The organism is Agromyces solani (assembly GCF_058349925.1).
Genome location: NZ_JBYRER010000004.1, coordinates 237,717 through 264,702 on the forward strand (window position 1 = coordinate 237,717; position 26,986 = coordinate 264,702).

Below are 26,986 nucleotides of genomic sequence, written 5' to 3' on the forward strand. Positions count from 1 at the left end.
CCGGCGGAGACGGAAGGGGTGCGGGATGAAGAAGATCATCAATGACCCGAAGCGCGTCGTCGACGAGTCGGTCGCGGGATTCGCGCTGGCGCACGCCGACCTCGTGCGGGTCGACGTCGATCCGATCCGCGTCGTGCGGGCGGATGCGCCGATCGCCGGGAAGGTCGGCCTCGTCAGCGGCGGAGGGAGCGGACACGAGCCGTTGCATGCCGGGTTCGTCGGCTTCGGCATGCTCGATGCCGCGGTGCCAGGGGCGGTGTTCACCTCGCCGACCCCCGATCCGATCCTCGAGGCGACGAAGTCGGTCGACGGCGGGGCCGGTGTGCTCCACATCGTGAAGAACTACACCGGTGATGTGCTGAACTTCGAGACCGCGGCCGACCTCGCGGCGGCAGAGGGCATCGAGGTGCGGGCGGTCGTGACGAACGACGACGTCGCCGTCCGCGACTCGCTCTACACGGCCGGTCGGCGAGGCGTCGCCGGAACGGTGCTCGTCGAGAAGATCGCAGGGGCGGCCGCCGAGCGCGGGGACTCGCTCGAAGCGGTCGCGTCGATCGCCGAGCGGGTGAACGCCGGCGCGAGGTCGATGGGGCTCGCGCTCACGCCGTGCGTGGTCCCGCACGCCGGCGAGCCGAGCTTCACGCTCGCCGACGACGAGATCGAGATCGGCATCGGCATCCACGGCGAGCCCGGGCGTGAGCGCATCGGACTCGAGCCGGCCGACCGGCTGGTCGACCGGTTGCTCTCGCCGATCCTCGAGGATCTCCCGTACGAGTCCGGCGAGCGGACGCTCCTGTTCGTGAACGGCATGGGCGGCACCCCGCAGATCGAGCTGTACATCGCGTATCGTCGAGCGGCCGAAGTGCTCGCGGGACGAGGCATCCAGGTCGCCAGATCGCTCGTCGGCAGCTTCATCACCTCGCTCGAGATGCAGGGGATGTCGATCACGCTGCTGAAGCTCGACGACGAGCTGATCGAACTCTGGGATGCCCCGGTGCAGACGCCTGCACTCCGCTGGGGCCGGTGACGGGAAGAAGGAGGATCGGTGGGGCTCGACATCACGTGGGCGGTGGACTGGACGCGGCGGAGCGCCGAACGCATCAGCGAGCATCGGGTGGAGCTGATCACCCTCGACCGGGCGATCGGCGACGGGGATCACGGTGAGAACCTCGACCGCGGGTTCCAGGCGGTCACGGCCAAGCTCGACGACCTCGCCGCGGGCGCGAGTCCGAGCGACGTGCTGAAGCTCGTGGCGACCACCCTCATCTCGACGGTCGGCGGCGCCGCGGGCCCGTTGTACGGAACGGCCTACCTGAAGGCCGCCGGGGCGGTGTCGGGCGAGGTCTCGCTCGACGGCCGGGCGGTGGCCACCCTCCTCACGGCCGCCCGTGACGGCATCGTGGCTCGCGGGAAGGCGGAGTCCGGCGACAAGACCATGGTCGACGCCTGGACCCCGGCCGTCGAGGCGGCCGAGGCCGCGGCCGTTTCCGGTGCGGACGCCGCGGCGGTGCTGGCCGCAGCCGCGGCGGCCGCGGAAGCCGGTGCGGTCGCGACGGAGCCGCTCATCGCGCGCAAGGGGCGGGCGAGCTATCTCGGCGAGCGATCCGCCGGGCACCGCGACCCGGGGGCGCAGTCGAGTGCCCTGCTGCTCCGTGCGGCCGCCGACGCGGCAGAGACGGCGGCGGGGGCGTGAAGATGGCGCGCACCGTCGGCCTCGTCTTCGTCTCGCATTCGGCCCAGATCGCATCCGGGCTCGTGGCGCTCGCACGTCAGATGGCGCCGACGGTCGCGCTCATTCCGGCGGGCGGCACCGACGACGGGCGCATCGGGACGAGCTTCGACCTCGTGCATGCGGCCATCGCCGAGGCCGACAGCGGAGAGGGCGTCGTCGTGCTGTGCGACCTCGGCTCAGCGATCCTGACCGCGGAGACGGCGCTCGACTTCCTCGACGACGCGCAGCGCGACCGCACGCGGATCGTCGACGCGCCACTCGTCGAGGGCGGCGTCGCGGCCGCCGTCGCGGCCGAGGCGGGCGATGCGCTCGACGTCGTGGTCCGGGCGGCGGAGTCGGCCGGCCGGCCGGCACCGGTGACCGCCCCTGCAGCGCCCGGATCGGACCCCGGCGCGGCGCAGGGGGCCGGTGCCGAGGCATCCGGCTATTCACGCGTGGTGACGCTCGTGAACGCCGACGGCCTCCATGCCAGGCCCGCCGCCGAACTCGTCAAGCTCGCGGCGCGGTATCCGCAGCGGATCACCGTGAACGGCGCCGACGCGAAGAGCCTGCTGGGCATCATGTCGCTCGGCCTGACGAAGGGGGCGAGCGTCGAGATCGCGAGCGAGGACCCCGAGGCGACCGCGGGCGTCGACGCGCTCGCCGATCTCGCCTCGACGGGGTTCGGCGAGGCCTGATCGCGACGGGGTTCAGTTGCCGCCGGCGACGCGGATGTCCGCCCCCGAGGTGTAGCTCGCGTCGTCCGAGAGCAGGTAGGCGACGGCGCCGGCGATCTCGTGCGGTTCTCCGGGGCGGCGCATCGGGATGCCCGGGGCCCGCTCGTCGGGTGCGTCGGGGCGCCCGCCCGCGGCGTGGATCTCGGTTCGGGTGGTGCCGGGGGAGACCGTGTTGACGCGGACACCCACGGGCCCGAACTCCTTCGAGGTGCCGGTGGTGAGCGCGTTGATCGCCGCCTTGCTCATCGCATACGGGATGTACGTGTTCGGAGCGCCCGACTTCGCCGCTCCGGACGAGATGTTGACGATCGACCCGCCGGCACCGCCTCTAGCTGTCGACATGTGCTCGACGGCCGACTGCGTGATGACCAGCGGGGCGAGCACGTTGATGCGGAAGACGGCCTCGGCCTCGCTGAGCGGCACGTCGAGGAACGGACCGATCCGGCCGGTGATGCCGGCGTTGTTGACCAGGCCCGTGACGCGGCCGAAGGCGTCGATCGCCGAGGGAACGACGGTGGCGGCGGCGGCGAGGTCGGCGAGGTCGACCTGCAGGACGAGCACTCGCGCTCCGGCGTCAGCGCACCGCCGGGCGACGGCGTCGGCATCGTCGGCGCGATCGCGGTAGGTGATGACGAGGTCGTGCCCCTCCGCGGCGAGTCGCTCCGCGATCGCCGCACCGATGCCCCGGCTCGCGCCCGTGACGATCGTGACCGGGCGGGGGAGCGAGGCATCCGTCATGCTCACAGCCTAGAACTTCCTGCACGGCGCCCGGCGCGCCCCACGCGCGCCTCTGGTGATGAGGATGTCTCGGGGCGTACGATCTGCGGTATGGCACGCGACGCAGCGAGCCGCCCAGACGACGGCAACGCTTTCACGAGGTTCTTCGATCGAGTCGACCACGCACTCGAGCCGATCTTCGGCGCACCGCCCATCTCCGAGGGCACCGATCAGGCCGATCCGCGCGAGTTGGAGGAGCGGCCGTGCCCCGTGTGCGGCCATGCCATCTTCGAACACACGTTCGATGACGCGAACGGCAACATCGTCATGACCTGCCCGACGGATGAACGGCTGCCCGAGCGGTCGACGACGGGTCCGCTGAACGAGCTCGGCATGCCGGCGACCGGCCGACGTCTCGAGCGGTACGAGGAACGCGACGCGACGACCTGAACCGGGGTGATGCGGGGGAGCGGAGAGTGGGCCGCTCGGGGGAGCGGCGCACGATTCGGTCGACGACGCGCGCCGATCGTCACCGGATGGTGGCAGCATGGCTGGATGACGACGGTGACGGTACGCCCGATGACCCGGGCCGAGTTCGACGAGTGGCAGCTGGCGATCGCCGAGGAGTACGCCGAGGAGCAGATCGCCGCGGGGAGCTGGCCCCGTGAAGGAGCCGTGCAGCGCGCGCTCGACGAGAACGCCCGCCTGCTTCCCGACGGTCTCGGAACGGCGCGGATGCTCATCCTTCGCGGCATCGACGACCGTGGCGAGCCCGTGGGCCGCGCCTGGGTCGGCCTCGACCACCCGCGAGGCGCGGCCGGTGTCGCGTTCCTGTACGACATCGAGGTGCTCGCCGGGCGCCGTGGTGCCGGTCTCGGTCGTGCACTGCTGGAGGCCGTGGAGTCGGCGACACGCGCGGCCGGGGCCGCCGCGCTCGAGTTGAACGTCTTCGGCCGGAACGCCGCGGCGATCTCGCTCTACACGTCGGCGGGCTACGACGTCATGACGCAGCAGATGCGCAAGACGTGGTGAACGGCGCCCTCCCGCCCTCGCCGCGCTACTCGAACGAAGCGGTCTGCAGACCGCCGAGCAGCCCGAGTGTGGATGCGTTCTCCACCGCCTCGGCCCTGGTCGATGCGTCGAGCTTGCGGAAGATCGCGGACACGTGGCTGCTGACGGTGTTCCTCGAGACGTAGAGCCGCTTCGCGATCTCCGCCTGGGTCAGGTAGGTCTGGAGGTAGGGGAGAACGCGCTGTTCGGCGACCGTGAGCGCCGTCGACGGCCCAGACCTGCCGAGACGCTCCTTCTCATCGATGGCGCGCGATGCCGCGGCCACTCGCGCGTCGAGGGCGTCGCGGCCATCGGCGGGCGGCAGGATCTCGGAGATCTCGCGGAACAGCATTCGTGCGGCGTCGGTGTCGCCCACCTGCAGATTCGCGTGGATGAGGAACAGTCGCGTGGGAATGCTGATGAGGGGGACCGCACTCATGCATCGCCCGCGCTCGGACATCGCCAGGGCGAGGAACTTCTCGCCGGCCTTCCGCCGGCCCCCGTGCAGCGCAGCGTATGCGGCCGCGGCGTGCGCATACGCGCACATGATGTATCCGTCGATGTTGCCGGCTCGGATCGCGTCGAGCGCTCGCTGCACGTGCGCCTCGGCCGCAGGCCAGTCCTTCTCGTCGATCGCGAGCTGTGCGAGTTCGACCTCGCACATGACCACGGTGGCGGGGTTCTGGTGCGCCTCGGCCGTGTGGATCGCCTCGCTCAGCACTTCGCGCGCCCGGGCCGTGTGACCGGTGTGGAGCAGGGTGCTCCCCAGGATCTGCAGGGCGGGATCGCGCCATTGGCTGTCGACGGGCTCCGCCTGGACCGCGAACTCGGCGTCGGCGAGCGCCTCGCGCATTCCCCGCTTCATCGTGATGGCTCGGACCATGGCCTTCGTCGACGGGAGATCGATGCCCGGCACCTGAGGTGCGCTGTCCGGCATGCTGCCGAGCAGCGCCGCCCACTTCTGCGCGGCGGCATCCGTACCGGAGAGCAACGAGTACCAGGTGACGACCACCACCGCGAACGGGTTCGCAAGGAGGTTCGCGTCGCCGATCTGGTCGAGCCACCGTCCGAGGGTCGTGGTCTCGCCGGCGGTGTACGTGTTGAGGGCGGCGAGCGCCACGAGTGAGGAGGCCGTCGTGATGTCGCCACCGGCGATCGAATGGTTGATCGCTTCGGGCAGCAGGCCCTGCTGATGGCACCAGCCGGCCGCTCTGCGGTGCAGCTCGAGTACGGTCGGACCGGCGTCGAGCAGGAGCTCCGCGCGCAGGTACTCGACGAACAGCGGGTGCAGGCGATAGGCCTGCCGCTGCGGATCGGCGGTGATGAAGAGCTGGCGCGCTTCGAGATCGCGAAGCACGTTCGCGGAATCGGTGCGTCCGAGCACGGCGTCGCACATCGCCGGCACGAGTGGCTGCAAGATCGAGGTGGAGACGAGGAAGCTCCGGACGTCCTCGGGGAGCTCCCGCATGCATTCGCGGTAGAGGTAGTCGGCGATCAGGTCTTCGCTGCCGATCGCTGCCGGAGGCCTGCTCCGGGAGAGGATCGCGCACATGTGCAGGCCGGCAGCCCAGCCGCCGCACTGCTCGACCCAGCTGCTGAGCATCTCGGGGGAGACCTGCGCACCGGCGCCCTCGGCGATCCTGGCGGCGCCGGCCAGATCGATCTGCAGATCCTCCGCACCGACGTGGGCACCCGATGCCGCCACGCGCCCGCGCGCGTACGGGGTCGGGCGATGCCGGCTCGCCAGCACGACCTGGGAACCGTCCGGCACGCCGGTCAGCACGACATTGAGCGCATCGATCGCGTCGAGCGATGTGAGCGCGTGCGCGTCGTCGATGAAGAGCACGAACGGCCGCTCGGATTGCGAGATGGCGTGTGCGAGCACCGGAGCGATCCGGCCGAGCACCCCGCGGTCGGCGGTCGAGATCTGGCCGTCCAGTGACGCGGCGACCGGTGTGAACGCCGAGCAGGCACGCGTCAGGAGACGCATGAGCGCGGCAGGATCGTCGTCGTCGCCGCTCAACGTGAGCCAGCCGGTGGCGCGGTCCTCGAGCTGGCGCCACTCGGCGAGGAACGACGTCTTGCCGTAGCCCGCCGGCGCGGTCACGGTGACCAGGCGGGAGCGCTCGGCCCGGAGGCGCCGGATGAGCGCCTCGCGACGCACGTAGCCCGGATCGTAGTCGGGGCCTGTGGTCTTGACCTCGAGGATCAGGTCCCTGAGGTCGCGTTCAGCGGCCGCCATCCGTCATCTCCCAATCGACCTTCGCCAACAGTGAATTCACGCACCGAATCGCGCGTGCGGCTTCAGATACTACCGATCCACAGCGGATCGGGTTCGCATCGGGTGGGGAGCGGATTCATGCGCCCCGAACGCTCGTTCCGACATAATGTGCATTATCGGCGCTGAACCCATGCGAGTTGCATCCGATGCGAGAACTCGACCGGTGCTCGGAGCTTCGTGGTCACCTAGTGGCTGAGCAGCCAGATGATCAGCAGCGCTGTCAGGGCGGCGTTCACCACGAGCATCGAAAGACGACCGGCCGACGGTCCGTGCAGCGAGATCCCCCGAACCTGCCGGCCCAGGTTCACCATGAACAGGGCGAGCGGCAGGAGGAGTCCCAGCGGTGCGAAGCCGATCGCGAGGACGAATGCCGCCATGATCGCGGCCAGCGGCGTGAGAAGTGCGCGCAGCGCCTGTGCCGAAGTCCTCGAATGAGGCGTCGGCGGCGACAGCGTCGCGACGTGCTCAGCCATCGACGCCCGTCAAGCACTGCGTGACGCCAGCGGTGTCTGCGGTCAGCAGCGCCGCCGACTCGGGGCTGATGCGTTCGGTGCTCGCGAGGTCGTCGACCTTCGTCTGGAGATTCGTCAGCTTGACGACCGCATCCACCGCCTTTCCGGACTCGGCGAGCGCACCCGCGTCCTCCACGAGTTTCACGAGGCCCGCACGTTCCTTGTCGACCTTCCCGCCGACGATCGGCACCGAGACGATGTCTTCGTGCAGTTGGAGGAGCTCCTCGCTGCACGCCTGCGTCGTCGGGAGGGTGTCGGCACTGGCGACTTCCCCGCCCGCGATGCTCAAGAATGCTGCGAGGGCGGCGGTTCCCAGAACGCCCGAACGTCGTGCCTGCATCGTCGACTCCTCACTCCGGGGCGGATACCCGAGATACTAGGTCGTCGTGCCGCGTGCGATCCAGTGTCCACGGGACGAGATGATGGCCAAATTCGACTCGGCATCGGACGATCGGCCGGCCGCGACCGCGCCCGGTCCGATCAGGGCGTCGTGAGCGTCTCGAGTGCGCGACGCAGGATCCCCTTCACGATGACGAGTTCCTCCGGCGTGACGGCGGCGAAGAGCTCATCGGCCACTCCCCTGGTGTGCTGCTGCGCGGCGGTGAGCGTTCGCACTCCCTCATCGGTGAGCTCGAGGATGGTGACCCGGCGGTCGACCGTCGACGGTGAACGCGAAACGAGCGCGAGCCGCTCGAGGTCGTCGACCGTTCGGACCATGCCCGTCTTGTCGGTGTTGAGACGCGCTACGAGATCTCGTTGGGTCTGCACGCCGTCGCGGATGAGGAACATCACCGACAGATGTCGCGCCGTCAGGCCCATCGGGCGCAACGCGGCATTGAGGCGCTGAGTCGCCACCGTGTACAACTGGTGGAACATCACGCCCACCTCGATCGTCGCCTCTCCCCCGCGTTCGCTCATGCGACGATTCTCGCAGATTTAGATCCAAATGCAATTGATCCATATGGATCGACTCGCTAGCCTTCTGCCATGAGGTCTCACAGAACCCGACGAACCTGGCCGACGACACTGCTCCGCGTCTCGCTGGCGCTCACCGCGCTGCTGATGTTCGGCCAGGTGATCACGGCCGGGCTGTTCATGGGCGGGGTGCTCGAGGCGTTCCCCTGGCACCGCGAGCTCGCGACGGTCACCGGGGTCGTGCTCATGGTCGGCATCGTCGCTGCGATCCTCGCGCGTCGGCTCGTCGGAGCCCCGAGGTGGCCGATCGCGGCGTCAGTGGGTCTGCTCGCGCTCATGTCGCTGCAGGCGTTCGCGGGCTTCCGATCGCTCGTCGCACTCCACGTCCCGCTCGGCGTGCTCGTGATCCTGCTGTCGGTCGCCCTCGCGATCTGGGCGTGGCGATGGCAGTCGTCGGGCGAGCAGCGAGCCCGCGTCGCGGATTCGGAGCGAACGGCCGAGCCGGTCGACGTCAGCGTTGCGCGCTGATGATCGACACGGTGCGCGTCGGTGCCGGTCGGTTGGCGAGCACGATCGCGACGACTCCGAGGAAGACCGCCGCGCCGACGCGGACGGCGAGGTCGAGACCGAAGAATGCGAGGAGGGTCTCCTGCGAGTCCGTCCCGCCGGCGGCGACGAGGTACTGAACGGTCGTCGTGATCGCGACGGCGGCAAGGGCCCAGGCCGGCGCCCAGTTCCAAGGCGGGGTGATCGTGTGCGCCCGGCCGATCTGGATCACCGCGATGAGGGCGACCGCGGCCTGCACGATCGACAGCGCCGTACCCAGGACGACCGTCGGCGCGTTGTTCGACTGATCGATCGGGACGACGGTGAAGACGAGCAGGTCGACGAAGCTCCACAACGCGAGGACGACGAGTGCCGTCGTGCCGAGCGGACGCCGAGCCGTCACGCTGCCCTGACCACGGATGCCGAGCGCGAACACGAGCAATGACGCCGCGTACAGCGCATCGCCGAGGATCCGCACCACCACGCCCGGGACTGCGAAGGCCCAGGACTGCACCGTGAGACCCCAGACCGTCGATGCGAGCAGCAACGAACCGGCGAGCATCCAGGCGAGGCGGCGATCAGAGGTGCGTTCCGCATCGGTGCGGGGGTCGTCCGTGGCCATGGCTGCGACACTACTCCGTCGTCAGCGGCCGGTCGTCGACCCCCATGCGGTCGAATCAGGATGCCTCGGCGCCGACGTATTCCGCGAGGTGCTGCCCGGTCAGGGTCGATCGCGCCGCGACGAGATCGGCCGGGGTCCCCTCGAAGACGATGCGCCCGCCGTCGTGGCCGGCGCCGGGTCCGAGGTCGATGATCCAGTCGGCATGCGCCATGACGGCCTGGTGGTGCTCGATCACGATCACCGACTTGCCGGAGTCGACCAGGCGATCGAGGAGGCCGAGCAGGTTCTCGACATCGGCGAGGTGGAGGCCGGTGGTCGGTTCGTCGAGGACGTAGACCTCGCCCTCCTCTCCCATGGCGATCGCGAGCTTGACGCGCTGGCGCTCTCCGCCGGAGAGCGTCGAGAGGGGCTGACCGAGCGTGAGGTAGCCGAGTCCGACGTCCTCGAGCCGACCGAGGATCTTGGCCGCCGCCGGGATCTTCGACTCCCCCTCTGAGAAGAACGTCCGGGCCTGCGCCACCGGGAGGTCGAGGACCTCGGTGATGTCGAGGCCGCCGAGCTTGTACTCGAGCACGCCCGCTTGGAACCGCTTTCCACCGCAGTCCTCGCAGGGCGTCTCGATCGTGTCCATGAACCCGAGCTCGGTCACGATGACGCCCGACCCCTTGCAGCTCGGGCAGGCGCCTTCGGAGTTCGCGCTGAAGAGGGCGGGCTTCACGCCGTTCGCCTTGGCGAACGCCTTCCGGATCGGTTCCAGCAGGCCGGTGTAGGTGGCGGGGTTGCTGCGCCGAGATCCCTTGATGGCCGCCTGGTCGATCGACACCACGCCGTCACGACGGGACACCGAGCCGTGGATGAGCGAGCTCTTGCCCGACCCGGCGACGCCGGTCACCACCGTGAGCACGCCGAGCGGGATGTCGACGTCGACGTCGTCGAGGTTGTTCGAACTGGCACCGCGCACTTCGATCGCGCCGCTCGCCGAACGGACCTCGGCCTTGAGCGCGGCGCGATCGTCCAGATGCCGACCGGTGAGCGTGCCGCTCGCCTTGAGCCCATCGACGGTCCCCTCGAAGCAGATCTCTCCCCCACCGCCGCCGGCGCCGGGACCGAGGTCGACCACGTGGTCGCCGATCGCGATCGTCTCGGGCTTGTGCTCGACGACGAGCACGGTGTTGCCCTTGTCGCGCAACTGGAGCAGCAGCGAGTTCATCCGCTGGATGTCGTGCGGGTGCAGCCCGATCGTCGGTTCGTCGAACACGTAGGTGACGTCCGTCAGCGATGAGCCGAGGTGCCGCAGCATCTTGATGCGCTGGGCCTCCCCGCCCGACAGCGTTCCCGACGGTCGCTCGAGGCTCAGGTAGCCGAGGCCCAGGGTCACGAACGCCTCGAGGTTGGCGCTCAGCGCCTCGAGCAGCGGACCTGCTCCCGGCTCGTCGAGGCCGCGCACCCAGGCGGCGAGGTCGGTCACCTGCATGCGACACGCGTCGGCGATGCTGACGCCGTCGATCTTCGACGACCGCGCGCCCTCGGTCAGCCGGGTGCCGTCGCACTCCGGGCACGTCGCGAAGGTCGCGACCCGTTCGACGAACGCCCGGATGTGCGGCTGCAATGCGTCGAGATCCTTCGAGAACATCGACTTCGTGAGCTTCGGGATGAGCCCCTCGTAGGTCATGTTGATCCCGCTGATCTTGACCTTCGTGACCTCCCCGTAGAGGAAGAGGTGCCGCTGCTTCTCGGTGAACTGCGCGATCGGCTTGTCGGCGGGATAGAAGCCCGACTGCGAGAAGCCCTTCACCATCCAGCCGTCGGCGGTGTAGCCGGGAACGGTGATCGCCCCTTCGTCGAGCGACTTCGACTCGTCGACGATCAGCGACAGGTCGAGATCCGACACCGCGCCGCGCCCTTCGCATCGCGGGCACATCCCGCCGAGGTAGATCACGTCCTTGACGATCTTCTTCTCGCCGTGGGGGCCCGTCATCACCCCGCTCGCCTTCTGCGTCGGGATGTTGAACGAGAACGCCGTCGGCCCGCCGATGTACGGCTCGCCGAGCTTGGAGAAGAGGATCCGGAGCATCGCGTTCGCATCGGTCACCGTTCCGACCGTCGAGCGCGGGTTCGCGCCGAGCCGCTCCTGGTCGACGAGGATGGCAGTGGTGAGCCCCTCCAGCACGTCGACGTCGGGTCGTGGCACGGAGGGCATGAACCCCTGGACGAACGCGCTGTACGTCTCGTCGATGAGTCGGCGCGACTCCGCCGCGATCGTGTCGAACACCAGCGAGCTCTTGCCCGAGCCCGACACGCCGGTGAAGACGGTCAGTCGCCGCTTCGGCAGATCGACGTCGACGTCCTTGAGGTTGTTCTCGCGAGCGCCGCGCACGCTGATGAGCTCGTGACGGTCGGCGGGATTCGGAGCGGTCGTCTCGGTGGCCATGTGGTCTAGATTCTCACGGGCGCGAACGATGAGGCACATGCCGGTCACGCTAGCTGCGACATCCGCGCCGGAGCTTCTCGAGAACTGACCGATCGCCTACGTCACGGTCGCACGGCGTCGCATCGCGACGCGCGCGTTCACATCCGATACTCAGGCGGCGTTCGGCAATAGCCTTGGCGGGCACGGTTCACCCCCAGAAAGGACAAGCCATGTCTTCCACACAGCCGACCGGCTTCTTCGCCACGTTCTCGCTCGATGCCGCCGAGCTGTCGAAGTCGGCCATCAACACCGTCCGCACGACGCTCGGCATCAGCGGCGCCGTCGCGCTCATCGTCGGTCTCATGATCACCTTCTGGCCGAAGGACTCGGCCGTCGTGCTCACGGTCATCCTCGGCATCTACCTGCTCATCGCGGGCATCGCCTACCTCGGCCTCGGCATCTTCTCGAAGGGGATCTCCGGCGGCGCGAGGGCGCTCGACATCATCCTCGGCATCCTGTTCATCATCGGCGGCATCTTCGCCGTGGCGAACCCCACCGAGAGCGCGGTCGTGCTCGGCATCTTCCTCGGCATCCTCATCGGTGTCCTGTGGATCGTCGAGGGCATCGTCGCGCTCGTGCAGCTCGGCGACGCCCCCTCGAAGGGCTGGGCGATCTTCTTCGGCATCCTGAGCATCCTCGCCGGTATCGTGCTGCTCTTCTCGCCGCTCTACGTGGTGGTGCTGTGGTGGATCATCGGCATCAGCCTGATCGTGCTCGGCATCATCCAGATCGTCCGCGCGTTCACCTTCGGCAAGGGCGTCAAGGCCGCCTGACCCCGCCTGCGGCCCGTCCGCACGTGACGAAAGGCCGGCCCCGGATGTCTCGGGGCCGGCCTTTCGTCGTCGCTGCGGAGCGGTCCGGCTCAGGATTCCTTCACGAAGCCCGAGATGTCGCCGACGTACCGCGTGTTCTCGGCCGGGACCGGGTCGACGACGGCCGATGCGACCTCGGCGGCGAACTCGGCGACGTTGTAGAGCCGGCCGGCGTCCTGCTTGCGGGCGTCGATCGCCCCGGGGTTCGCACGCTCGAGGAGGGTCGCCGTGATGGTGCCCTCGATCATGTCGCCCGAGACCACGACGAACTCGACGCCCGCGGCATCGAACTCGGGCAGCTTCGCGCGCAGCGCGTCTTCACCGGCGCGCTTCGAGAGGGCGACCGGCTCGTACTCGGGCATCGTCGGGGTCGTGCGGATGAAGTGGGCCTGGTGACTCGTCACGAAGACGATGCGAGCCCCCTCCGCGAGGTGCGGCAGCGCGCCCTCGACGACGTTGACCTGCGCGTCGCGGTTGAGACGCATCGCGTAGTCCTCGCCGAGTCCGGTCTCCATACCGCCCGAGGCGTTGAGCACGAGCACGTCGATCGGGCCGAGCTCGGCCACCGTGCGCTCGAACATCGCCGCGACCGACGAGGGGTCGGTGAGGTCGGCCCCGACGGCGATCGCGGTGCCGCCCGCTGCGACGATCTCGGCGACGACCTTGTCGGCGCGCGGGGCCTTGCTGCGGTAGTTGACGACGACCGAGGCGCCGGCGGCGGCGAGGTAGCGAGCGGTGTCGGCGCCGATGCCGCGCGACGAGCCGGTCACGAGGGCGACGCGGCCGGCGAGCGAACCGGGGGCGAGTGGATTGGTCACGGGGAGGCTCCTCGAAGGTCTGGGCACCGCGAGGTCGTCCCGCCGCGGCGGATCCGAGACTATCAACTCCCCCATGCCGCCCCGGGCACTGCTAGTTTCGGAATGAGCCGACCGCGTGCGAAGGAGTCCCGATTTGGATGTGCTGACCCAGTACGCGTGGATCGTCTGGCTGGTGCTGATCCTGGCGTTCGCGACGATCGAGGTCTTCACCCTCGAGATGACCTTCCTGATGCTGGCCCTCGGCAGCGTCGCCGGCCTGCTGTCGGGCCTGTTCGGCATTCCGTGGTGGGCGCAGTTCATCATCGCCGCGGTCGTCGCGGTCGCCCTCATGCTGGTCCTGCGTCCGCCGCTGCTGCGCGCGCTCCGTCGCGGCGGCGACCCGGCGCGCACGAACATCGACGCTCTCATCGGGGCGGAGGGCACCGTCGTGCAGACGGTCGGCGGCGCGGGCGGCCAGGTCCGCCTGCAGAACGGCGAGACCTGGACGGCGCGGCTCTCGCCCGCGACCGAGCAGGCCGACGTGCCGGTGGGCGGGCGCGTGCTCGTCACCGGGATCGATGGCGCGACGGCGGTCGTCGTGCCGGTAGAGAGGAGCACCACCGAGTAATGGACGTGCCCAGCATCATCGTGACGATCGTCGTCATCGCGATCGTCATCTTCGTCATCGTCGTCATCGCGCGATCGATCAGGATCATCCCGCAGGCGTACGCGGGGATCGTGGAGCGGCTCGGCCGCTACCACAAGACGCTCACGCCGGGCCTGAACCTGCTGGTGCCCTTCATCGATCGGCTGCGTCCGCTCGTGGACATGCGCGAACAGGTCGTGTCGTTCCCGCCGCAGCCCGTCATCACCGAGGACAACCTCGTCGTGTCGATCGACACCGTCGTGTACTTCCAGGTGACCGACGCCCGCGCGGCGACGTACGAGATCGCCAACTACCTCGGCGCGGTCGAGCAGCTCACGACGACCACCCTGCGAAACGTCGTCGGCGGCCTGAACCTCGAAGAGGCGCTCACCTCGCGCGACAACATCAACGGCCAGCTGCGCGTGGTGCTCGACGAGGCCACCGGCAAGTGGGGCATCCGCGTCTCCCGTGTCGAGCTCAAGGCGATCGACCCGCCCGTCTCCATCCAGGACTCGATGGAGAAGCAGATGCGCGCCGAGCGCGACCGTCGTGCGCTCATCCTCACCGCCGAGGGTACGAAGCAGTCGGCCATCCTGACGGCGGAGGGCGAGCGCCAGGCCGCGATCCTCCAGGCCGAGGGCGACGCGAAGGCTGCGGTGCTCCGCGCGCAGGGCGAGGCCGAGGCGATCCTCACGGTCTTCGAGGCGATCCACAAGGGCGACCCCGACCCGAAGCTGCTCGGCTACCAGTACCTGCAGATGCTGCCCCAGCTCGCCCAGGGCGATGCCAACAAGCTGTGGGTCATTCCGAGCGAGCTCACCGAGGCGTTGAAAGGCATCGGCCGCGCGTTCGCACCTCCGGCGCCCGGTGCACCTCCGGCTCCCGGTGCGAGCGCGCAGGTGCCGGGCGTGCAGCCCAGCGGAGACCCGCGCGGGCCGTCGGGCTCGTTCCCGCAGGCCTGACACCGGCGTGGTCTCCACCTATTTCGAGGGTTCGGTCCCGCGCGTGCTCGCCCATCGGGGGCTTGCGACGGATGCGCCCGAGAACACCCTGCTCGCCTTCGCCGCGGCGATCTCGACCGGCGCCGGATACATCGAGACGGACGTGCGGGCGACCCAGGACGGCGCGGCGGTCGTCGCCCACGACTCGACCCTCGAACGCGTGGCGGGCCGGCGCGTGTCGGTCGGTCAGCTCACGATGGCCGAACTGCGCCGCGTCGACCTCGGTCACGGACAGGGCTTCCCGTCGCTCGACGAAGCGCTCGACGCCTTCCCGGACGCACGATTCAACATCGACGTGAAAGACGAGCGCGCTGTCGACGCCACGGTCTCGGCCGTCTCTCGCAGCCGCGCCGCTTCGCGCGTGCTCGTGACGAGCTTCTCCGAGCGCCGGCGCCGACGGCTGGCCGCCATGCTGCCCGATGCGGTCAGCTCACTCGGTGGTGCGGGGGTCCTGGCATTCCGCGTCGCGGCCTCGCTCCGCTCCCCCGCGCTGGCCGCGCGCGCGTTGCACGGTGCCCGCGCGCTCCAGATTCCCGAGCAGACCGGTCCCATCCGGCTCGTCACCCGGCGACTCGTCGACATGGCGCACACGGTCGGCGCCGAGGTCCACGTCTGGACCGTGAACGACGCCGATGACATGGTGCGGCTTCTCGATCTCGGCGTCGACGGGATCGTGACCGATCGCGCCGACACGGCCCTGCGCGTTCTGGCCGAACGAAGCTGAGAATTCCCCGCGAAACCTCAGGCTTCGGAAAGGGAACGCCCAGCTTGATCGTTGAGACTGTCAGACGATCGAGAGGAGAACGCCATGGCGGATCGGAGCCTTCGGGGCATGCGGATCGGTGCGCAGAGCCTGCAGAGCGAAGACGGCGTGGTGTTCGCCGACCGCGCCGAGTACACGTACCAGTGCGAGACCTGCGGACGGGACACGACCATGGTCTTCTCGACCGAGGCCGAGATCCCCGAGACGTGGGAGTGCCGTCACTGCGGTGCGTCGGCCGTGCTGCTCGTCGACTCGAAGCCGGTCGAGATCGACCGCTCGGGTGAGAAGGTCGCCCGCACCCACTGGGACATGCTGCTCGAGCGTCGCACCATTCCCGAGCTCGAGGAGTTGCTCGAGGAGCGCCTCCAGTACCTGCGTGCCCGTCGCGGCCAGAAGGTCGGCGCCTAGCCCTTCGGCCCGCCCGCTGGGCGACCCGTGCGCTGCCGCGCGATGACTCCCGCGGCGATGAGCCCGATGATCGATCCCGCGACGATCACGATCGAGACCCACGACCCGAACACGACCGACGGGGTCAGACCGTGGCGGAGTTCGACGTCGGTCACCATGGCCCCGGCCTCGTAGGCCGGGAGCGAGTCGATCGTCCGGCCCGAGGGGTCGATCACCTGGCTCGTGCCGACGGTCGAGATGTTGACCACCGACCGTCCGGTCTCGATCGCGCGGAGTCGTGCGATCGCGAGCTGCTGCTGATTCTCGTCGGTTCCCCGGAAGTCCGCATTGTTCGTCTGGAACATGTAGAGCTCGGCGCCTTCACGGGCGCCCTGCCAGATCACGTCGTCGTAGATGACGTCGAAGCAGATCGCGAGGCCGGCCACGGCCGTGCCGAGGTCGAAGACGGGAGCATTCACCCCGGGCGAGTAGCCGCGCTGCACGAGGCCCGTGAGGTCGGGCACGATCGCGTCGTAGAACCACCGGTCGGGAATGTACTCGCCGAACGGCACGGGGTGTCGCTTGTCGTAGCTGTCGACGGCGCCCTCGCCGGTTCGCCACAGGAGCGACGTGTTGAAGTACTCGTCGTCACGCGTGGTCACCGTGTTCAGCACGATCGGGGCGTCGAGCCGGCGCCCCAGCGTGTCGAAGATCCCGGCGGCCGCCGCACTCCGAGTCGGGTCGATGTCGGAGCCGCCCTCGGGCCAGAGCAGCACGTCGACACCCTGCTCGTCGAGGATCGCCTGGGTCGCCTCGAGCTGCGCGGCGAGCACGTCACCGGGCTCCCGCTCGTCGAAGTAACCGGAAGGGCCGTTGCCCTGGACGCTCGCGACACGGAGCTCGCCCGCCGTCGTGGTCGGAAAGGCGGGCACGAGCACCGCGACGACCAGCAGCGCGACGACCGGGACGGCCGTGCGGAGGTCGCGCCAACCTCGCAGGCGCACCCACTCGATGACGCCCGCGACGAGGGCGACCATGACGAAGCCGAGACCCGTCGAGCCGATCCACGCGACGACCTCGGCGAAGGGACTCTGCGACTGGCTGAGTGCGGCCCGCCCCCACGGGAACCCTCCGTACGGCATCGAACCGGCGGCGGTCTCGCGCACGATCCAGAGCCCCGCCACGAGCAGCGGAAGCCAGATCAGTCGCGCCCAGCGGGACGTGCTCGCGCGAGGGACCCAGCGATACGCGAGCGCGATGAGCACCGCACCGCCGGCCATGAAGCACGACTCGAAGATCGCGAGCGCGAGCCACGGGATGGGCCCCAGGTAGAGCGACGTCCATGACACGTGCGGCAGGTAGAAGGCGAGGCCGAAGACGAACCCCACGAGGGCGGCGCTCCACGCCCGCCGGCCGACGAGCGGAAGGAGACCGAGCGCGATCCCCGCGAATGCGAGCGGCCAGGCCGAGACGTCGGGGAATCCGAGGTCGTAGACGATGCCCCCGATGGCCGCGACCACGACGGCCGCCCACAGCGGAAGCGGCAGGAGACCTCGCGCAGGGGTGGTGGATGGCACCAGATCAGCCTAAGCGACCGGGCCTACGCGACCGTGCCGTAGGCGACGACTCCCCGGCGCACGGCGTCGATCGCTGCCCGCGCCGTCGCGGCCAGCTCGGCGTCTGCGACGATCGAGATCTGGTCGAGCAGGTCGATCACCTGCTTCGTCAGCCGCACGAAGTCGCCCGCAGCGAGGTCGGTGTCATCGAGCACGCCCGCGAGCGCGCCGCCTCGAGCCCAACCGTGCATCGCCGACGCGAGTGCCGGCGACGGCTGCTCGCTGCTCGGCAGGCGATGATCGCGCTCGAGGTCGTCGAGCGCGCTCCACACGTCGAGCGTCTTGTCGAACGCCTCGCGGAAGCCGCGACGCGGAAGTCGGTACTCGACCCCGCGATCATCCCGCCGCGGCTCGTACACGAGCGAGGCGGCCATCGCGGCGATGCCGGCGACGTCGAGCCCGTCCCACAGCCCGAGACGCAGGCATTCCGCGACGAGCAGGTCGCGTTCGCCGTAGATGCGCTTGAGGATGCGTCCCGCGGACGTGGAGACGAGGCGTCCGTCGTCGTCGACCTCCAGGTAGCCGAGCGCGGTGAGCACCTCGGAGACGCGGTCGAACCGCTTCGCCACCTGGCCCGTCCGACTGCGGATCTGCCGGGAGAGCTCGTCGTGCTCCTGCTTCAGGCGCCACCAGCGCTCCGCCCAGCGCGCGTGCGACTCGCGTTCGGCGCAACCGTGGCACGGATGGGCTCGCAGGCGCTTGCGGGCGCCGCCGAGCTCGCGCTGGAGCCGCTCGCGTTCGGCGTGCGTCGGGTTGCCCTTCGACGCCTGACGCTCGAGCCGCCCGATCTCCCGCCGGATCCCCGCGTACTCCCCGAAGTCGCCGAGGTGGCAGCGCATCGCCTCCTCGTAGCCCGACATGGATTCCTCCTGCTTGCGCAGGGTGCGGGCGAGGTCGACGACCGCGCGGTCGGCCTGGAACTGCGCGAACGAGAGCTCGAGGATCTGCCGGGTGCGGTCGCGACCGAACTGGTCGATCAGGTTCACCGCCATGTTGTACGTGGGGCGGAAGCTCGAGTTCAGCGGATAACTGCGGCGCGAGGCGAGCGCGGCGACCGACTCGGGGTCGAGCCCGTCGACCCACTGGATGACCGAGTGCCCCTCGATGTCGATGCCGCGCCGACCGGCCCGGCCGGTGAGCTGCGTGTACTCCCCCGGCGTGATGGGCACCCTGGCTTCGCCGTTGAACTTGTCGAGCTTCTCGAGCACGACCGAGCGAGCCGGCATGTTGACTCCGAGCGCCAGGGTCTCGGTCGCGAACACGACCTTGAGCAGCTTCTTCTGGAAGAGCTCCTCGACGATCTCCTTGAACGCGGGAAGCATGCCGGCGTGGTGGGCGGCGACGCCGCGCTCGAGGCCCTCGAGCCAATCCCAGTAGCCGAGCACCGCGAGATCCTCATCCCGGAGCATCCTCGCCCGCTCCTCGACGATCGCGCGGATCTCCGCGCGCTCGTGCCCCTCGGTGAGTCGGATGCCCGAGCGGAGGACCTGACGGACCGCCTGGTCGCAGCCCGCGCGGGAGAAGATGAACACGATCGCAGGCAGCAGGTTCTTGCCCTGCAGGAGGGCGACCACCTCGGGTCGGTCGAGACGCCCTCCCTGGCCGGACTCGTGGAAGCGTCCCCGGTCGCCGCCCCGACGACCGCGAGCCGAGCGCTGGCCGATCGATCGGCCGCCCGAGCGGGCCAGCTGCTTGAGCTCGGGGTTCACGCGGTGCGTGGCGGCCTGGCCCGAGGAGTCGAACAGGTCGACGAGCTTCGACCGCACGAGCACGTGCTGCTCGAGCGGAACGGGTCGATCCTCGGAGACGATCACCTCCGTGTCGCCGCGCACGGCCTGGAGCCAGTCGCCGAACTCCTCGGCGTTCGACACCGTCGCACTCAGGGAGACGAGGCGCACCGCCTCGGGGAGGTGGATGATCACCTCCTCCCAGACCGCGCCGCGGAACCGGTCGGCGAGGTAGTGCACCTCGTCCATCACGACGTACGCGAGCCGATCGAGCAACGGCGAGTCGGCGTAGAGCATGTTGCGCAGCACCTCGGTCGTCATGACGACGATGCGCGCGCCGGAGTTGACGTTCGTGTCTCCCGTCAGGAGGCCGACGTGGTCGGAGCCCCAGGTGTCGCTGAGCTCCTGGTACTTCTGGTTCGAGAGCGCCTTGATGGGCGTCGTGTAGAACACCTTCGCGCCCTGCTCCTGCATGGCGAGGTGCACCGCGAACTCGGCGACGACCGTCTTGCCCGCGCCCGTCGGCGCGGCCACGAGCACGCTGCGGCCCTCGTCGAGCGCCGCGCACGCGGCCTGCTGGAAGGGGTCGAGGTCGAAGCGCATCGAGGCGGCGAACTCGGCGAGCCGAGGCTGTCGTCGTTGGCGGCGGGACTGCGCGTAGCGTTCGGCCGGCGAGAGGCTCATCACTCCCCCAGCCTAGACAGCGACGGGGCCTAGACGGCTTCTCCGAACTCGGCGAGGTTGCGACGCGCGACCCGCTTGTCGTGCAGGTTCGCGATGAACCAGGCGGCGAAGTAGAGCACGATCATCGGGATCGCGAGCATGAACATCGAGACCACGTCGGCCGACGGGGTCGCGATCGCCGTGAAGAGCACGATCACGAGGATCGCGACGCGCCACGACTTGATGATCGACGCGGCGCTGATCACGCCCGCGAAGTTCAGCAGCACGATGAACACCGGGACCACGAAGGCGATGCCGATCGCGATCACGAGCTTCAGCACGAAGTCGATGTACTCCTTGGCCGTCAGCAGCGACATCGCGCCCTCGGGCACGAAGCTCGTCATGAGCTTCACGATGTTCGGCAGCACGAACCAGCCGGCGGCGCAACCCGCGAAGAAGAGCGGGATCGCCGTCGCGAAGAACGCGAGCGTGAAGCGGCGCTCCTTCTGGTTCAGGCCGGGCACGAGGAACGCGAAGATCTGGTAGAGCCAGACCGGGCTCGAGATCACGAGCCCGAGCGTGAACGCGATCTGCAGGCGCAGGTCGAAGGCGCTCGAGATCGTCGGGAAGACGATCGCCGTCTCGGCGCTGTGCCCCTGTGCCTCGGCGACCCTGACCACGGGCTGCTGGATGGCGTCCCAGACGTAGAGGTCGGTCAGCACCCAGCCGGCGACCATGCCGACGACGATCGCGATCGCCGAGATGAAGAGGCGCTTGCGCAGCTCGATGAGATGCGCGGCCAGAGACATCCGCTTCTCGCGGTTCTTCTCCCCGCGATCTTTCACCGCGGTCATCTGTGTCAGGCGCTCTTGCCGGAATCCGACTCTTCGGACTTCGGCGTCTCGTCACCGGCGGCGGCCGCGTCGCCGTCGCCCTTGTCGCTGCGCACCTCGGTCTTCAGGATCTTCATCGACTGCCCGAGGCTGCGGGCGAGGGCCGGAAGCTTGGGGGCGCCGAACAGCAGCAGGATGACCACGAGGATGATCAGCGCATGCCAACCGGTGAAGCCTTGCCACATAGGTTTTCGTCCGTTTCTCGGGGGATGTTGGCGACAGTCTACCTGCCGGAGGTTTCCACGAGCCCACCGCGGTGGACGGATGCCCCGACGAACCGTCGGGTTCGGCGCGAGGATCCGTACTCAGCGTTCGGATGACTCGTCGTCAGCGTAGCCGGAGAGGCCCGCATCCGCCCAGCCGGCGACGGCGGCCCGCGCGTCAGCGGGCGAGACGACGGTGACGAGGCCGGGGAGCCCCGCGACGAGCCGTTTGAGTCCGTGGACGTGCGCGAGACGCAGCGTGACCCTGAGCCGTCCGTCGACTTCGTCGGTCCTCGAATCGGCGAGGTAGTCGGCGAGGAGCGGCAGCGCCTCTGGGAGGGCGTCGACGACGACGTCGAAGTCGCTGTCGGACCCTTGGAACAGGGTGTCGGGAACGACGGTCTCCGCGTGCTCGCCGATGGGGAGCTCGGAGATCACGAGCCCGCTCATGCGGTCGACGCGGAAGTTCCGGACGTCCTCCCGGGTGTGGCAATAGGCCTGCAGGTACCAGTCGGCATCCTGCGAGAGGATGCGCAGCGGGTCGACCCGGCGGCGACCGGCGACGCCCATCGCATTGCGATAGTCGAACTCCAACTGCCGCCCGCCGGCGACCGCCTCGCGGATGGCCGCGAGCGAGGCGTCCCCGCCGGATTCGGCGACGGCCAGTCGGCTCGGCGCCGCCGAGGCGCCGGCGGTGAGCTTCTGCATGAGGGCGCCGAGCGAGGCGCTGCCCGCATTCTCCGGCAGCGCCGAGAGGTACTGGAGGCCGGCGATGAGCGCGGCCGCCTCGCGCGCCGAGAGCCTCGGCGCGTCGTCGATCGCGACGTGGTGCACGATGACGATGACGTCGTCGTCCTCGAAGGCGTCCCAGTCGATGTCGAAGAGGTCGTTCGGCTGGTAGGTGCCCGTCGCCCCGGGCAGGCCCGACGTGGCGATGAGCCGCACGGCGTCGCGGATCTCGTCGTCGGTCACCCCGAAGTGGGCGGCCGCGTCGGGAACGTCGACGACCTGTTGCTCGAGCAGGTACGGCACGAGGGACAGCAGGAACACCAGCTTGTCGGACGCCTTGAGCGGCCTGCGTCGCGGTTCGCTCATCGGACGCTCCCCTCGCGGTGCGAGTCGGCGACGAGCCGGAGGCGGTCGCGGACGGCGGTGCGCAACGACGCCGGGGCGAGCACACGGACCTCGGGACCGTACGCGGCGAGCTCATCGGCGAGCACGGCCTCATCGGTGTAGTGCAGGCGGATGACCCCCGCGTCCTCGTCGCCCTCGACCGCACGTTTGCCGAGACGGACCTCGGCGTCGCTTCCGGCGGTCACCGCGAGGTCGGCGACGTTCGCGAGCCTCAGCGCGTCGAGCTCGGCGATCACGCGATCCTGGATGCCGGGCGGCGGTGCATCGAAGGTCGCACCGGCGACGGGCTGGACCTCGCCGACGATGCGCGAGAGCAGGAAGGTGCGCGGCTCGTCGACGTCGCGGTCGCGGGCGTGGAGGTGCCAACGACCCTCGTGCAGCACGACGGCGAGCGGGTCGACCGTCCGCACGCGCGGAGCCTGCTCCCCCGGCTTGAAATAGCGGAAGCGCACCGTCTGGCGGCGGTCGAGGGCCTGCCGGAGCGGTTCGAACGCGGCGTCGCGCACGCGCAGCCGCGGCGCGTACCCGATCACGGGATCGCGCGGCTCGATTCCGAGGGAACGCAGCTTGGTGAGGGCCCGCTGCGAGTCGGCCGAGACGGATGCCTCGCGCCAGACCTCGGCGGCGAGGCCGAGCAGCGCCAGCTCGTCGGGGCTGAAGCGCACCGCCTCGGGGAGTTCGTACTGCCCCTTCGGGATCCGGTAGCGGAGCGACTGGTTGTCGCCGGGGCGGTCGGGCGATTCGACCGTCTCGAGCGGGATGCCGAGATCGCGGATCTCATCCTTGTCGCGCTCGAACTGCCGCTCGAGGTTCGCGTTCGAACCCGATGCGTCGTAGCGCTCGGCGTAACCGCGGACGGTCGAGAGGATCTCGGACTTCAGCAGGCCGGTCTCGGTCGCGACGAGTGCCAGGACGAGGCTGAACAACCGGTCTTCGACCGGAACCTTCGCTGCACCACTGGGTTCTGTTCCGGCCACACGTGCGATCATACTGAACCGCCGGCGCCCCGAGGGGCGCCGGCGGCGGAGTCATGGCGAGGTCAGAGCGTGCCGAGGACGTCGACGACGTAGAACTGGGCCGAGCCGCTCGCGTCACCGCCCTCGGGGACGACGATGACGCCGATCTGCGAGCCCGCCTTCTGGCCGATGAGCGCCTTCGAGACGGCCGGCGGAAGCGCGCCGCCCTGGCCGTCCTCGCTCGCGACGGTGATGGTCGGCGCCCCGTCCTCCCACGTCGAGGCCGTGACCTCGTTCGAGTCCCAGTCGACCGCCGTGAACTGCACGACGACCTGGTCGCCCGCCTCGACGACCTCGCCCGAGCCGGCCTTCAGCGTCTCGACCTCGCTCTGCTTCGGCGGGGCGCTCTTCGGCACGGTGATGCCGTGGCGGCCGTCGGGCGCGAGCACCACGGCGGGGAAGCCGTCGCGGGTGAGTCGGGCGCTGCCGTCGGCGCGCGACGGGAATGCGCGCTTGACGTCGAATACCGCGACGGCGCTCGGGCCGCCCTTCGCCAAGTCGGCGTTCTCGGACGCCGGGACCATGGCCTCGGACGGCGCGACGATCACGACACGCGAGCCCTCGCGGGCGCAAGTAAGGCCCGCCGACAGGCCGACCAAGGAGCTTTCGCCGCCGATCACGTACGGCACCGTTTCGTCGCCGTAGCCGATCGACTGGATCAGTTCGCCGGTCTCGCCGCTGAACAGCGAGGCGCCGACGACGACAAACTGACCCTGCTCGAGCAACGGTCCCTCGCCCTCGACGACCTCCGTGCACTCCGTCTCGCTGACGACGAGCGGGGTCGGGAATTCGACGGTCGGTGCCGAACCGAACGCCCCCGTCACGTCGATCATGTCGGAGGACGCACCGGGACTCGCCTCGGGCACGGGAGCCTGGGCGGCGCAGCCGGAGAGCGCGACGGCGACGAGGCCGGCCGTGGCGATGAGCGCGAGAGACGAGCGCACAGATCCTCGATTCTTCATGGGTCGCTGAGGGGCGATGAAAGCCTACCCGTCCGCGACGGGCGCATCGCGCCCGGGCGCGTGGGGGTCGACGGCGGACTCGGAGCCGATCTCGTCGGCGCCGGACGACTTGCGCGCGGCCGCGTCGGCGGCGCGGACTCGCTTGCGCAGCGCCTTCGCGCTGACCTGGCGCTCGCCGAGCGCGCCGGGCGTCCACGCCTCGACGTCCTCGTCGCTGAACTCGGTCTTCGACGGGCGGCGCTTGAGCTCGGGCAGCACGGTGTCGGGCGCGAGGCGGCGGGCCGTGATGAGGAAGCCCGTGTGGGCGATCATGCGGTGGTCGGGGCGCACCGCGAGGCCCTGGACGTGCCAGCCGCGCACCATCGTCTCCGAGGACTGCGGCTCGGTGTAGAGCCCCGTCGCCCGGATGGCCTCGGCGACCCGCGACAGCTGCGTCACGGTCGCGATGTAGCAGAGCACGACTCCGCCGGGCTTGAGCGCGCGGGAGACCTCGTCGATGCACTCCCACGGTGCGAGCATGTCGAGCACGACCCGGTCGACGCTCGCCTCGGCGACGGTCTCGGGAAGGGCCTCGGCGAGATCGCCGAGCGTGATCGACCAGTTCTCGGGGACGGCGCCGTGGAACGTCGCGACGTTGCCGCGGGCGACGTCGGCGAACTCCTCGCGACGCTCGAAGGAGTGCAGGCGGCCGTGCTCGCCGATCGCGCGCAGCAGCCACAGCGAGAGCGCCCCCGAGCCGACGCCCGCCTCGACGACGGTGGCGCCCGGGAAGATGTCGGCCTGCGCGAGGATCTGGGCGGCGTCCTTCGGATAGACGATGGCCGCACCGCGGGGCATCGACATGACGAAGTCGCTGAGCAGCGGGCGCAGGGCGAGGTACTCGATGCCGACCTGGTTCGCGACGACCGAGCCGTCGGGCAGCCCGATGAGGTCGTCGTGCGCGATCGGTCCCTTGTGGGAGTGGAAGAGCTTGCCCGGCTCGAGCGTGATGGTGTGCATCCGCCCCTTCGGCCCGGTCAGCTGGACGCGGTCGCCGACCCGGAAGGGCCCGCTCTGCTCGCCTCGGCTCGCATTCATCGCGCCGCCTCCTTCGCTCCGACGAGTGCGGCGACGTCGGCGACGGTCATGCCCTCGAGCGTCGGCCAGAGCACCGTGGAGGGCACGTCGTCGAGCGCGAGGATGTTCGGCACGCCGACCGCGATCGTCCCGGCGGCGAATGCGGAGGTGAGCCCGGCCGGCGAGTCCTCGAAGGCGACGCAATCGGCGATGTCCACCCCGAGCTCCGACGCGGCCTGCAGGTACGGCTGAGGGTGCGGCTTCGCGTGCTCGACCGAATCGCCCGTCACGATCGCGTCGAACGCGGTGAACGGGATCGCCGAGATGATCTCGTCGGCCATCGAGCGGAGGGACATGGTCACGAGGGCGGTGGGCACGGATGCCTCGCGGAGCGCGAGGAGCAGTTCGCGGGCGCCGGGCCGCCACGGCACGCCGTGCTCGGCGAGCATCTCGGCCACGCGATCCGTGAGTCGGACGACGATGGTGTCGGCGTCGAGGTCGACCCCCTTCGCCTGGAAGACCCGGGCGGACTCCCACAGGCCGCTGCCGACGAGGGCGAGCGCCTCCTCGTGGGTCCACGAGCCGCCGAACGCTTCGACGAGCTCCTCCTCGGCGGCCATCCAGTAGCGTTCGGTATCGACGAGGGTTCCGTCCATGTCCCAGAGGACGGCGGCAGGCAGGCGTGCAGTCACAACCCCCAAGTCTACGGGCACGGCCTATTGTGGAGAGGACCCCGGGCGTCCGGGGTGGGAAGCGGGGCACACGGAGTGATTCAGCCGGCCGGATTCGAGGGCCGAAGGCTGCTCGTCGTCGCCTTCGAGGGCTGGAACGACGCGGGCGAGGCCGCCAGCGGCGCGGCGAAACTGCTCGCCGAGCGGCTCGGCCTCGTCGAGGTCGCCGCCGTCGACCCCGAGCTCTACTTCGACTACCAGTTCACCCGCCCGACCGTCGTCGCCGGCGACGACGGCGTCCGACGGCTCGAGTGGCCCGGCGCCGCGATCCTCGGCCCGAGCGGTCGGGCCGAGGCCGACGAGCCGGTGACCGGCCCCGGGGCATCCGGCCTGCACGTGCTCATCGGCGCCGAACCCGCCCGCAGCTGGAAGGGGTTCGCCGCCGAGCTCATCGACGCGGCGCTCACCGCCGACATCGACGGCATGGTGCTGCTCGGTGCCATGCTCGCGGACGCGCCGCACACGCGCCCGCTCACGGTGTTCGCCTCGAGCGAGAACCCCGAGGTCCGCGAGGCGCTCGGCGTCGAGCGTTCGACCTACGAGGGGCCGGTCGGCATCCTGAGCGTCATCGCCGACCGCGCCGAACGTCTCGGCATCCCCACGGTGTCGCTGTGGGCCTCGGTGCCGCACTACGTGCACAACGCGCCGTCGCCGAAGGCCGTGCTCGCCCTGCTCGGCAAGCTCGAGGAGCTGACCGGACTCTCGATCCCGCGCGGCACGCTCGAGGCCGAGGCGCAGGCGTGGGAGGCCGGCGTCGACGCACTCGCGGCCGACGACGAGGAGATGGCCGGGTACATCGCCCAGCTCGAGCAGGCGCGCGACGCGGTCGACGCGCCCGAGGCGAGCGGCGAGGCGATCGCGCAGGAGTTCGAGCGCTACCTTCGCCGTCGCGGCGACGGCCCCGAGGGGCGGGCCGACGGGCGCGGTCCGAGCGCGCCGTGACATCATCCGGGCGCCGTCGTGGCGACGGCCCCGAGGGGCGGGCCGAGGGGCGCGGTCCGAGCGCGCCGTGACTCCA

Annotated in this window: 29 protein-coding genes; 12 read left to right on the top strand and 17 right to left on the bottom strand. The window is 70.0% G+C overall.

The window, feature by feature from the left end:
- Positions 1-25: 25 nt before the first annotated feature.
- From dhaK to dhaM, 3 genes are read left to right on the top strand one after another with little or no spacing between them, the layout of a single operon-like run.
- Positions 26-1,027: a dihydroxyacetone kinase subunit DhaK gene (gene dhaK, locus AC3RJ7_RS17790; protein ID WP_491457187.1), complete on the top strand. Its 1,002-nt coding sequence runs from the start codon at positions 26-28 to the stop codon at positions 1,025-1,027.
- A gap of 18 nt (positions 1,028-1,045) precedes the next feature.
- Complete coding sequence (dhaL, locus tag AC3RJ7_RS17795; protein WP_491457188.1) at positions 1,046-1,693, top strand: dihydroxyacetone kinase subunit DhaL; 648 nt, start codon at positions 1,046-1,048, stop codon at positions 1,691-1,693.
- A gap of 2 nt (positions 1,694-1,695) precedes the next feature.
- Positions 1,696-2,409, top strand: a complete 714-nt coding sequence (dhaM, locus tag AC3RJ7_RS17800; RefSeq protein ID WP_491457189.1) for a dihydroxyacetone kinase phosphoryl donor subunit DhaM — start codon at positions 1,696-1,698, stop codon at positions 2,407-2,409.
- A 12-nt stretch (positions 2,410-2,421) separates the two neighbouring features.
- Here the strand turns inward: dhaM and AC3RJ7_RS17805 are convergent, their stop codons facing one another.
- Positions 2,422-3,186 (bottom strand): SDR family NAD(P)-dependent oxidoreductase, encoded by a 765-nt coding sequence (locus AC3RJ7_RS17805; protein ID WP_491457190.1) that lies wholly within the window; start codon positions 3,184-3,186, stop codon positions 2,422-2,424.
- A 90-nt stretch (positions 3,187-3,276) separates the two neighbouring features.
- Here AC3RJ7_RS17805 and AC3RJ7_RS17810 point away from each other — a divergent pair, with 90 nt between their 5' ends.
- Complete coding sequence (locus AC3RJ7_RS17810; RefSeq protein ID WP_491457191.1) at positions 3,277-3,615, top strand: hypothetical protein; 339 nt, start codon at positions 3,277-3,279, stop codon at positions 3,613-3,615.
- A 105-nt stretch (positions 3,616-3,720) separates the two neighbouring features.
- Positions 3,721-4,197, top strand: a complete 477-nt coding sequence (locus AC3RJ7_RS17815; protein ID WP_491457192.1) for a GNAT family N-acetyltransferase — start codon at positions 3,721-3,723, stop codon at positions 4,195-4,197.
- Positions 4,198-4,222: 25 nt separating this feature from the next.
- Here AC3RJ7_RS17815 and AC3RJ7_RS17820 read toward each other — a convergent pair whose 3' ends face one another.
- From AC3RJ7_RS17820 to AC3RJ7_RS17835, 4 genes are all read right to left on the bottom strand, one after another.
- A complete protein-coding gene (locus AC3RJ7_RS17820) occupies positions 4,223-6,457 on the bottom strand; it encodes a winged helix-turn-helix domain-containing protein (protein ID WP_491457193.1) in 2,235 nt (744 codons plus the stop codon).
- A 224-nt stretch (positions 6,458-6,681) separates the two neighbouring features.
- Complete coding sequence (locus AC3RJ7_RS17825) at positions 6,682-6,969, bottom strand: hypothetical protein (RefSeq protein WP_491457194.1); 288 nt, start codon at positions 6,967-6,969, stop codon at positions 6,682-6,684.
- Complete coding sequence (locus AC3RJ7_RS17830; RefSeq protein WP_491457195.1) at positions 6,962-7,348, bottom strand: hypothetical protein; 387 nt, start codon at positions 7,346-7,348, stop codon at positions 6,962-6,964. Before AC3RJ7_RS17830 ends, AC3RJ7_RS17825 begins: the two co-directional genes overlap by 8 nt.
- Before the next feature lie 140 nt (positions 7,349-7,488).
- A complete protein-coding gene (locus tag AC3RJ7_RS17835) occupies positions 7,489-7,926 on the bottom strand; it encodes a MarR family winged helix-turn-helix transcriptional regulator (RefSeq protein WP_491457196.1) in 438 nt (145 codons plus the stop codon).
- A 69-nt stretch (positions 7,927-7,995) separates the two neighbouring features.
- On the opposite strand from AC3RJ7_RS17835, the gene AC3RJ7_RS17840 reads away from it, so the two are divergent.
- A complete protein-coding gene (locus tag AC3RJ7_RS17840; RefSeq protein WP_491457197.1) occupies positions 7,996-8,451 on the top strand; it encodes a hypothetical protein in 456 nt (151 codons plus the stop codon).
- Here AC3RJ7_RS17840 and AC3RJ7_RS17845 read toward each other — a convergent pair.
- Complete coding sequence (locus AC3RJ7_RS17845) at positions 8,435-9,091, bottom strand: hypothetical protein (protein ID WP_491457198.1); 657 nt, start codon at positions 9,089-9,091, stop codon at positions 8,435-8,437. The genes AC3RJ7_RS17840 and AC3RJ7_RS17845 overlap by 17 nt on opposite strands.
- A 55-nt stretch (positions 9,092-9,146) precedes the next feature.
- The gene (locus AC3RJ7_RS17850) at positions 9,147-11,522 is read right to left on the bottom strand and encodes an ATP-binding cassette domain-containing protein (RefSeq protein WP_491457199.1); all 2,376 of its coding nucleotides are present in this window, start codon (positions 11,520-11,522) and stop codon (positions 9,147-9,149) included.
- A gap of 209 nt (positions 11,523-11,731) precedes the next feature.
- Between AC3RJ7_RS17850 and AC3RJ7_RS17855 the strand changes: the two genes are divergently transcribed.
- Positions 11,732-12,334 carry an HdeD family acid-resistance protein gene (locus AC3RJ7_RS17855; RefSeq protein ID WP_491457200.1) on the top strand — a complete coding sequence of 201 codons (603 nt, stop codon included), beginning with the start codon at positions 11,732-11,734 and terminating at the stop codon, positions 12,332-12,334.
- Between the two features lie 89 nt (positions 12,335-12,423).
- Here AC3RJ7_RS17855 and AC3RJ7_RS17860 read toward each other — a convergent pair whose 3' ends face one another.
- The gene (locus AC3RJ7_RS17860) at positions 12,424-13,191 is read right to left on the bottom strand and encodes an SDR family oxidoreductase (RefSeq protein ID WP_491457201.1); all 768 of its coding nucleotides are present in this window, start codon (positions 13,189-13,191) and stop codon (positions 12,424-12,426) included.
- 139 nt (positions 13,192-13,330) lie between these two features.
- Between AC3RJ7_RS17860 and AC3RJ7_RS17865 the strand changes: the two genes are divergently transcribed.
- The 4 genes from AC3RJ7_RS17865 to AC3RJ7_RS17880 all read left to right on the top strand — a co-directional run bounded on the left by AC3RJ7_RS17865 (position 13,331) and on the right by AC3RJ7_RS17880 (position 15,988).
- Positions 13,331-13,798: an NfeD family protein gene (locus AC3RJ7_RS17865; RefSeq protein ID WP_491457328.1), complete on the top strand. Its 468-nt coding sequence runs from the start codon at positions 13,331-13,333 to the stop codon at positions 13,796-13,798.
- On the top strand, positions 13,798-14,778 hold the full coding sequence (locus tag AC3RJ7_RS17870; protein WP_491457202.1) for an SPFH domain-containing protein: 981 nt from the start codon (positions 13,798-13,800) through the stop codon (positions 14,776-14,778). Before AC3RJ7_RS17865 ends, AC3RJ7_RS17870 begins: the two co-directional genes overlap by 1 nt.
- A gap of 7 nt (positions 14,779-14,785) precedes the next feature.
- On the top strand, positions 14,786-15,541 hold the full coding sequence (locus AC3RJ7_RS17875) for a glycerophosphodiester phosphodiesterase family protein (protein WP_491457203.1): 756 nt from the start codon (positions 14,786-14,788) through the stop codon (positions 15,539-15,541).
- A gap of 84 nt (positions 15,542-15,625) precedes the next feature.
- Positions 15,626-15,988: an RNA polymerase-binding protein RbpA gene (locus AC3RJ7_RS17880; RefSeq protein ID WP_244854108.1), complete on the top strand. Its 363-nt coding sequence runs from the start codon at positions 15,626-15,628 to the stop codon at positions 15,986-15,988.
- On the opposite strand, the gene lnt is transcribed toward AC3RJ7_RS17880, so the two are convergent.
- The 9 genes from lnt to AC3RJ7_RS17925 form a co-directional block, all read right to left on the bottom strand.
- Entirely contained in the window at positions 15,985-17,544 is a 1,560-nt protein-coding gene (gene lnt, locus AC3RJ7_RS17885) for an apolipoprotein N-acyltransferase (RefSeq protein ID WP_491457204.1), read from the bottom strand. The genes AC3RJ7_RS17880 and lnt overlap by 4 nt on opposite strands.
- A 23-nt stretch (positions 17,545-17,567) precedes the next feature.
- Positions 17,568-19,994 carry a DEAD/DEAH box helicase gene (locus AC3RJ7_RS17890; protein ID WP_491457205.1) on the bottom strand — a complete coding sequence of 809 codons (2,427 nt, stop codon included), beginning with the start codon at positions 19,992-19,994 and terminating at the stop codon, positions 17,568-17,570.
- A 29-nt stretch (positions 19,995-20,023) separates the two neighbouring features.
- On the bottom strand, positions 20,024-20,782 hold the full coding sequence (tatC, locus tag AC3RJ7_RS17895; protein ID WP_491457329.1) for a twin-arginine translocase subunit TatC: 759 nt from the start codon (positions 20,780-20,782) through the stop codon (positions 20,024-20,026).
- A gap of 50 nt (positions 20,783-20,832) precedes the next feature.
- Positions 20,833-21,051: a twin-arginine translocase TatA/TatE family subunit gene (tatA, locus tag AC3RJ7_RS17900; protein ID WP_491427555.1), complete on the bottom strand. Its 219-nt coding sequence runs from the start codon at positions 21,049-21,051 to the stop codon at positions 20,833-20,835.
- Positions 21,052-21,171: 120 nt separating this feature from the next.
- On the bottom strand, positions 21,172-22,164 hold the full coding sequence (locus tag AC3RJ7_RS17905) for a helix-turn-helix transcriptional regulator (protein ID WP_491457206.1): 993 nt from the start codon (positions 22,162-22,164) through the stop codon (positions 21,172-21,174).
- Positions 22,161-23,180: a helix-turn-helix transcriptional regulator gene (locus AC3RJ7_RS17910; RefSeq protein ID WP_491457207.1), complete on the bottom strand. Its 1,020-nt coding sequence runs from the start codon at positions 23,178-23,180 to the stop codon at positions 22,161-22,163. Before AC3RJ7_RS17910 ends, AC3RJ7_RS17905 begins: the two co-directional genes overlap by 4 nt.
- 62 nt (positions 23,181-23,242) lie before the next feature.
- Positions 23,243-24,163, bottom strand: a complete 921-nt coding sequence (locus AC3RJ7_RS17915) for an FKBP-type peptidyl-prolyl cis-trans isomerase (RefSeq protein ID WP_491457208.1) — start codon at positions 24,161-24,163, stop codon at positions 23,243-23,245.
- A 42-nt stretch (positions 24,164-24,205) separates the two neighbouring features.
- The gene (locus AC3RJ7_RS17920; RefSeq protein WP_491457209.1) at positions 24,206-25,258 is read right to left on the bottom strand and encodes a tRNA (adenine-N1)-methyltransferase; all 1,053 of its coding nucleotides are present in this window, start codon (positions 25,256-25,258) and stop codon (positions 24,206-24,208) included.
- A complete protein-coding gene (locus tag AC3RJ7_RS17925) occupies positions 25,255-25,929 on the bottom strand; it encodes an HAD family hydrolase (protein WP_491457210.1) in 675 nt (224 codons plus the stop codon). Before AC3RJ7_RS17925 ends, AC3RJ7_RS17920 begins: the two co-directional genes overlap by 4 nt.
- Positions 25,930-26,004: 75 nt before the next feature.
- On the opposite strand from AC3RJ7_RS17925, the gene AC3RJ7_RS17930 reads away from it, so the two are divergent.
- Positions 26,005-26,910, top strand: a complete 906-nt coding sequence (locus AC3RJ7_RS17930; RefSeq protein WP_491457211.1) for a proteasome assembly chaperone family protein — start codon at positions 26,005-26,007, stop codon at positions 26,908-26,910.
- Positions 26,911-26,986 lie beyond the last annotated feature (76 nt).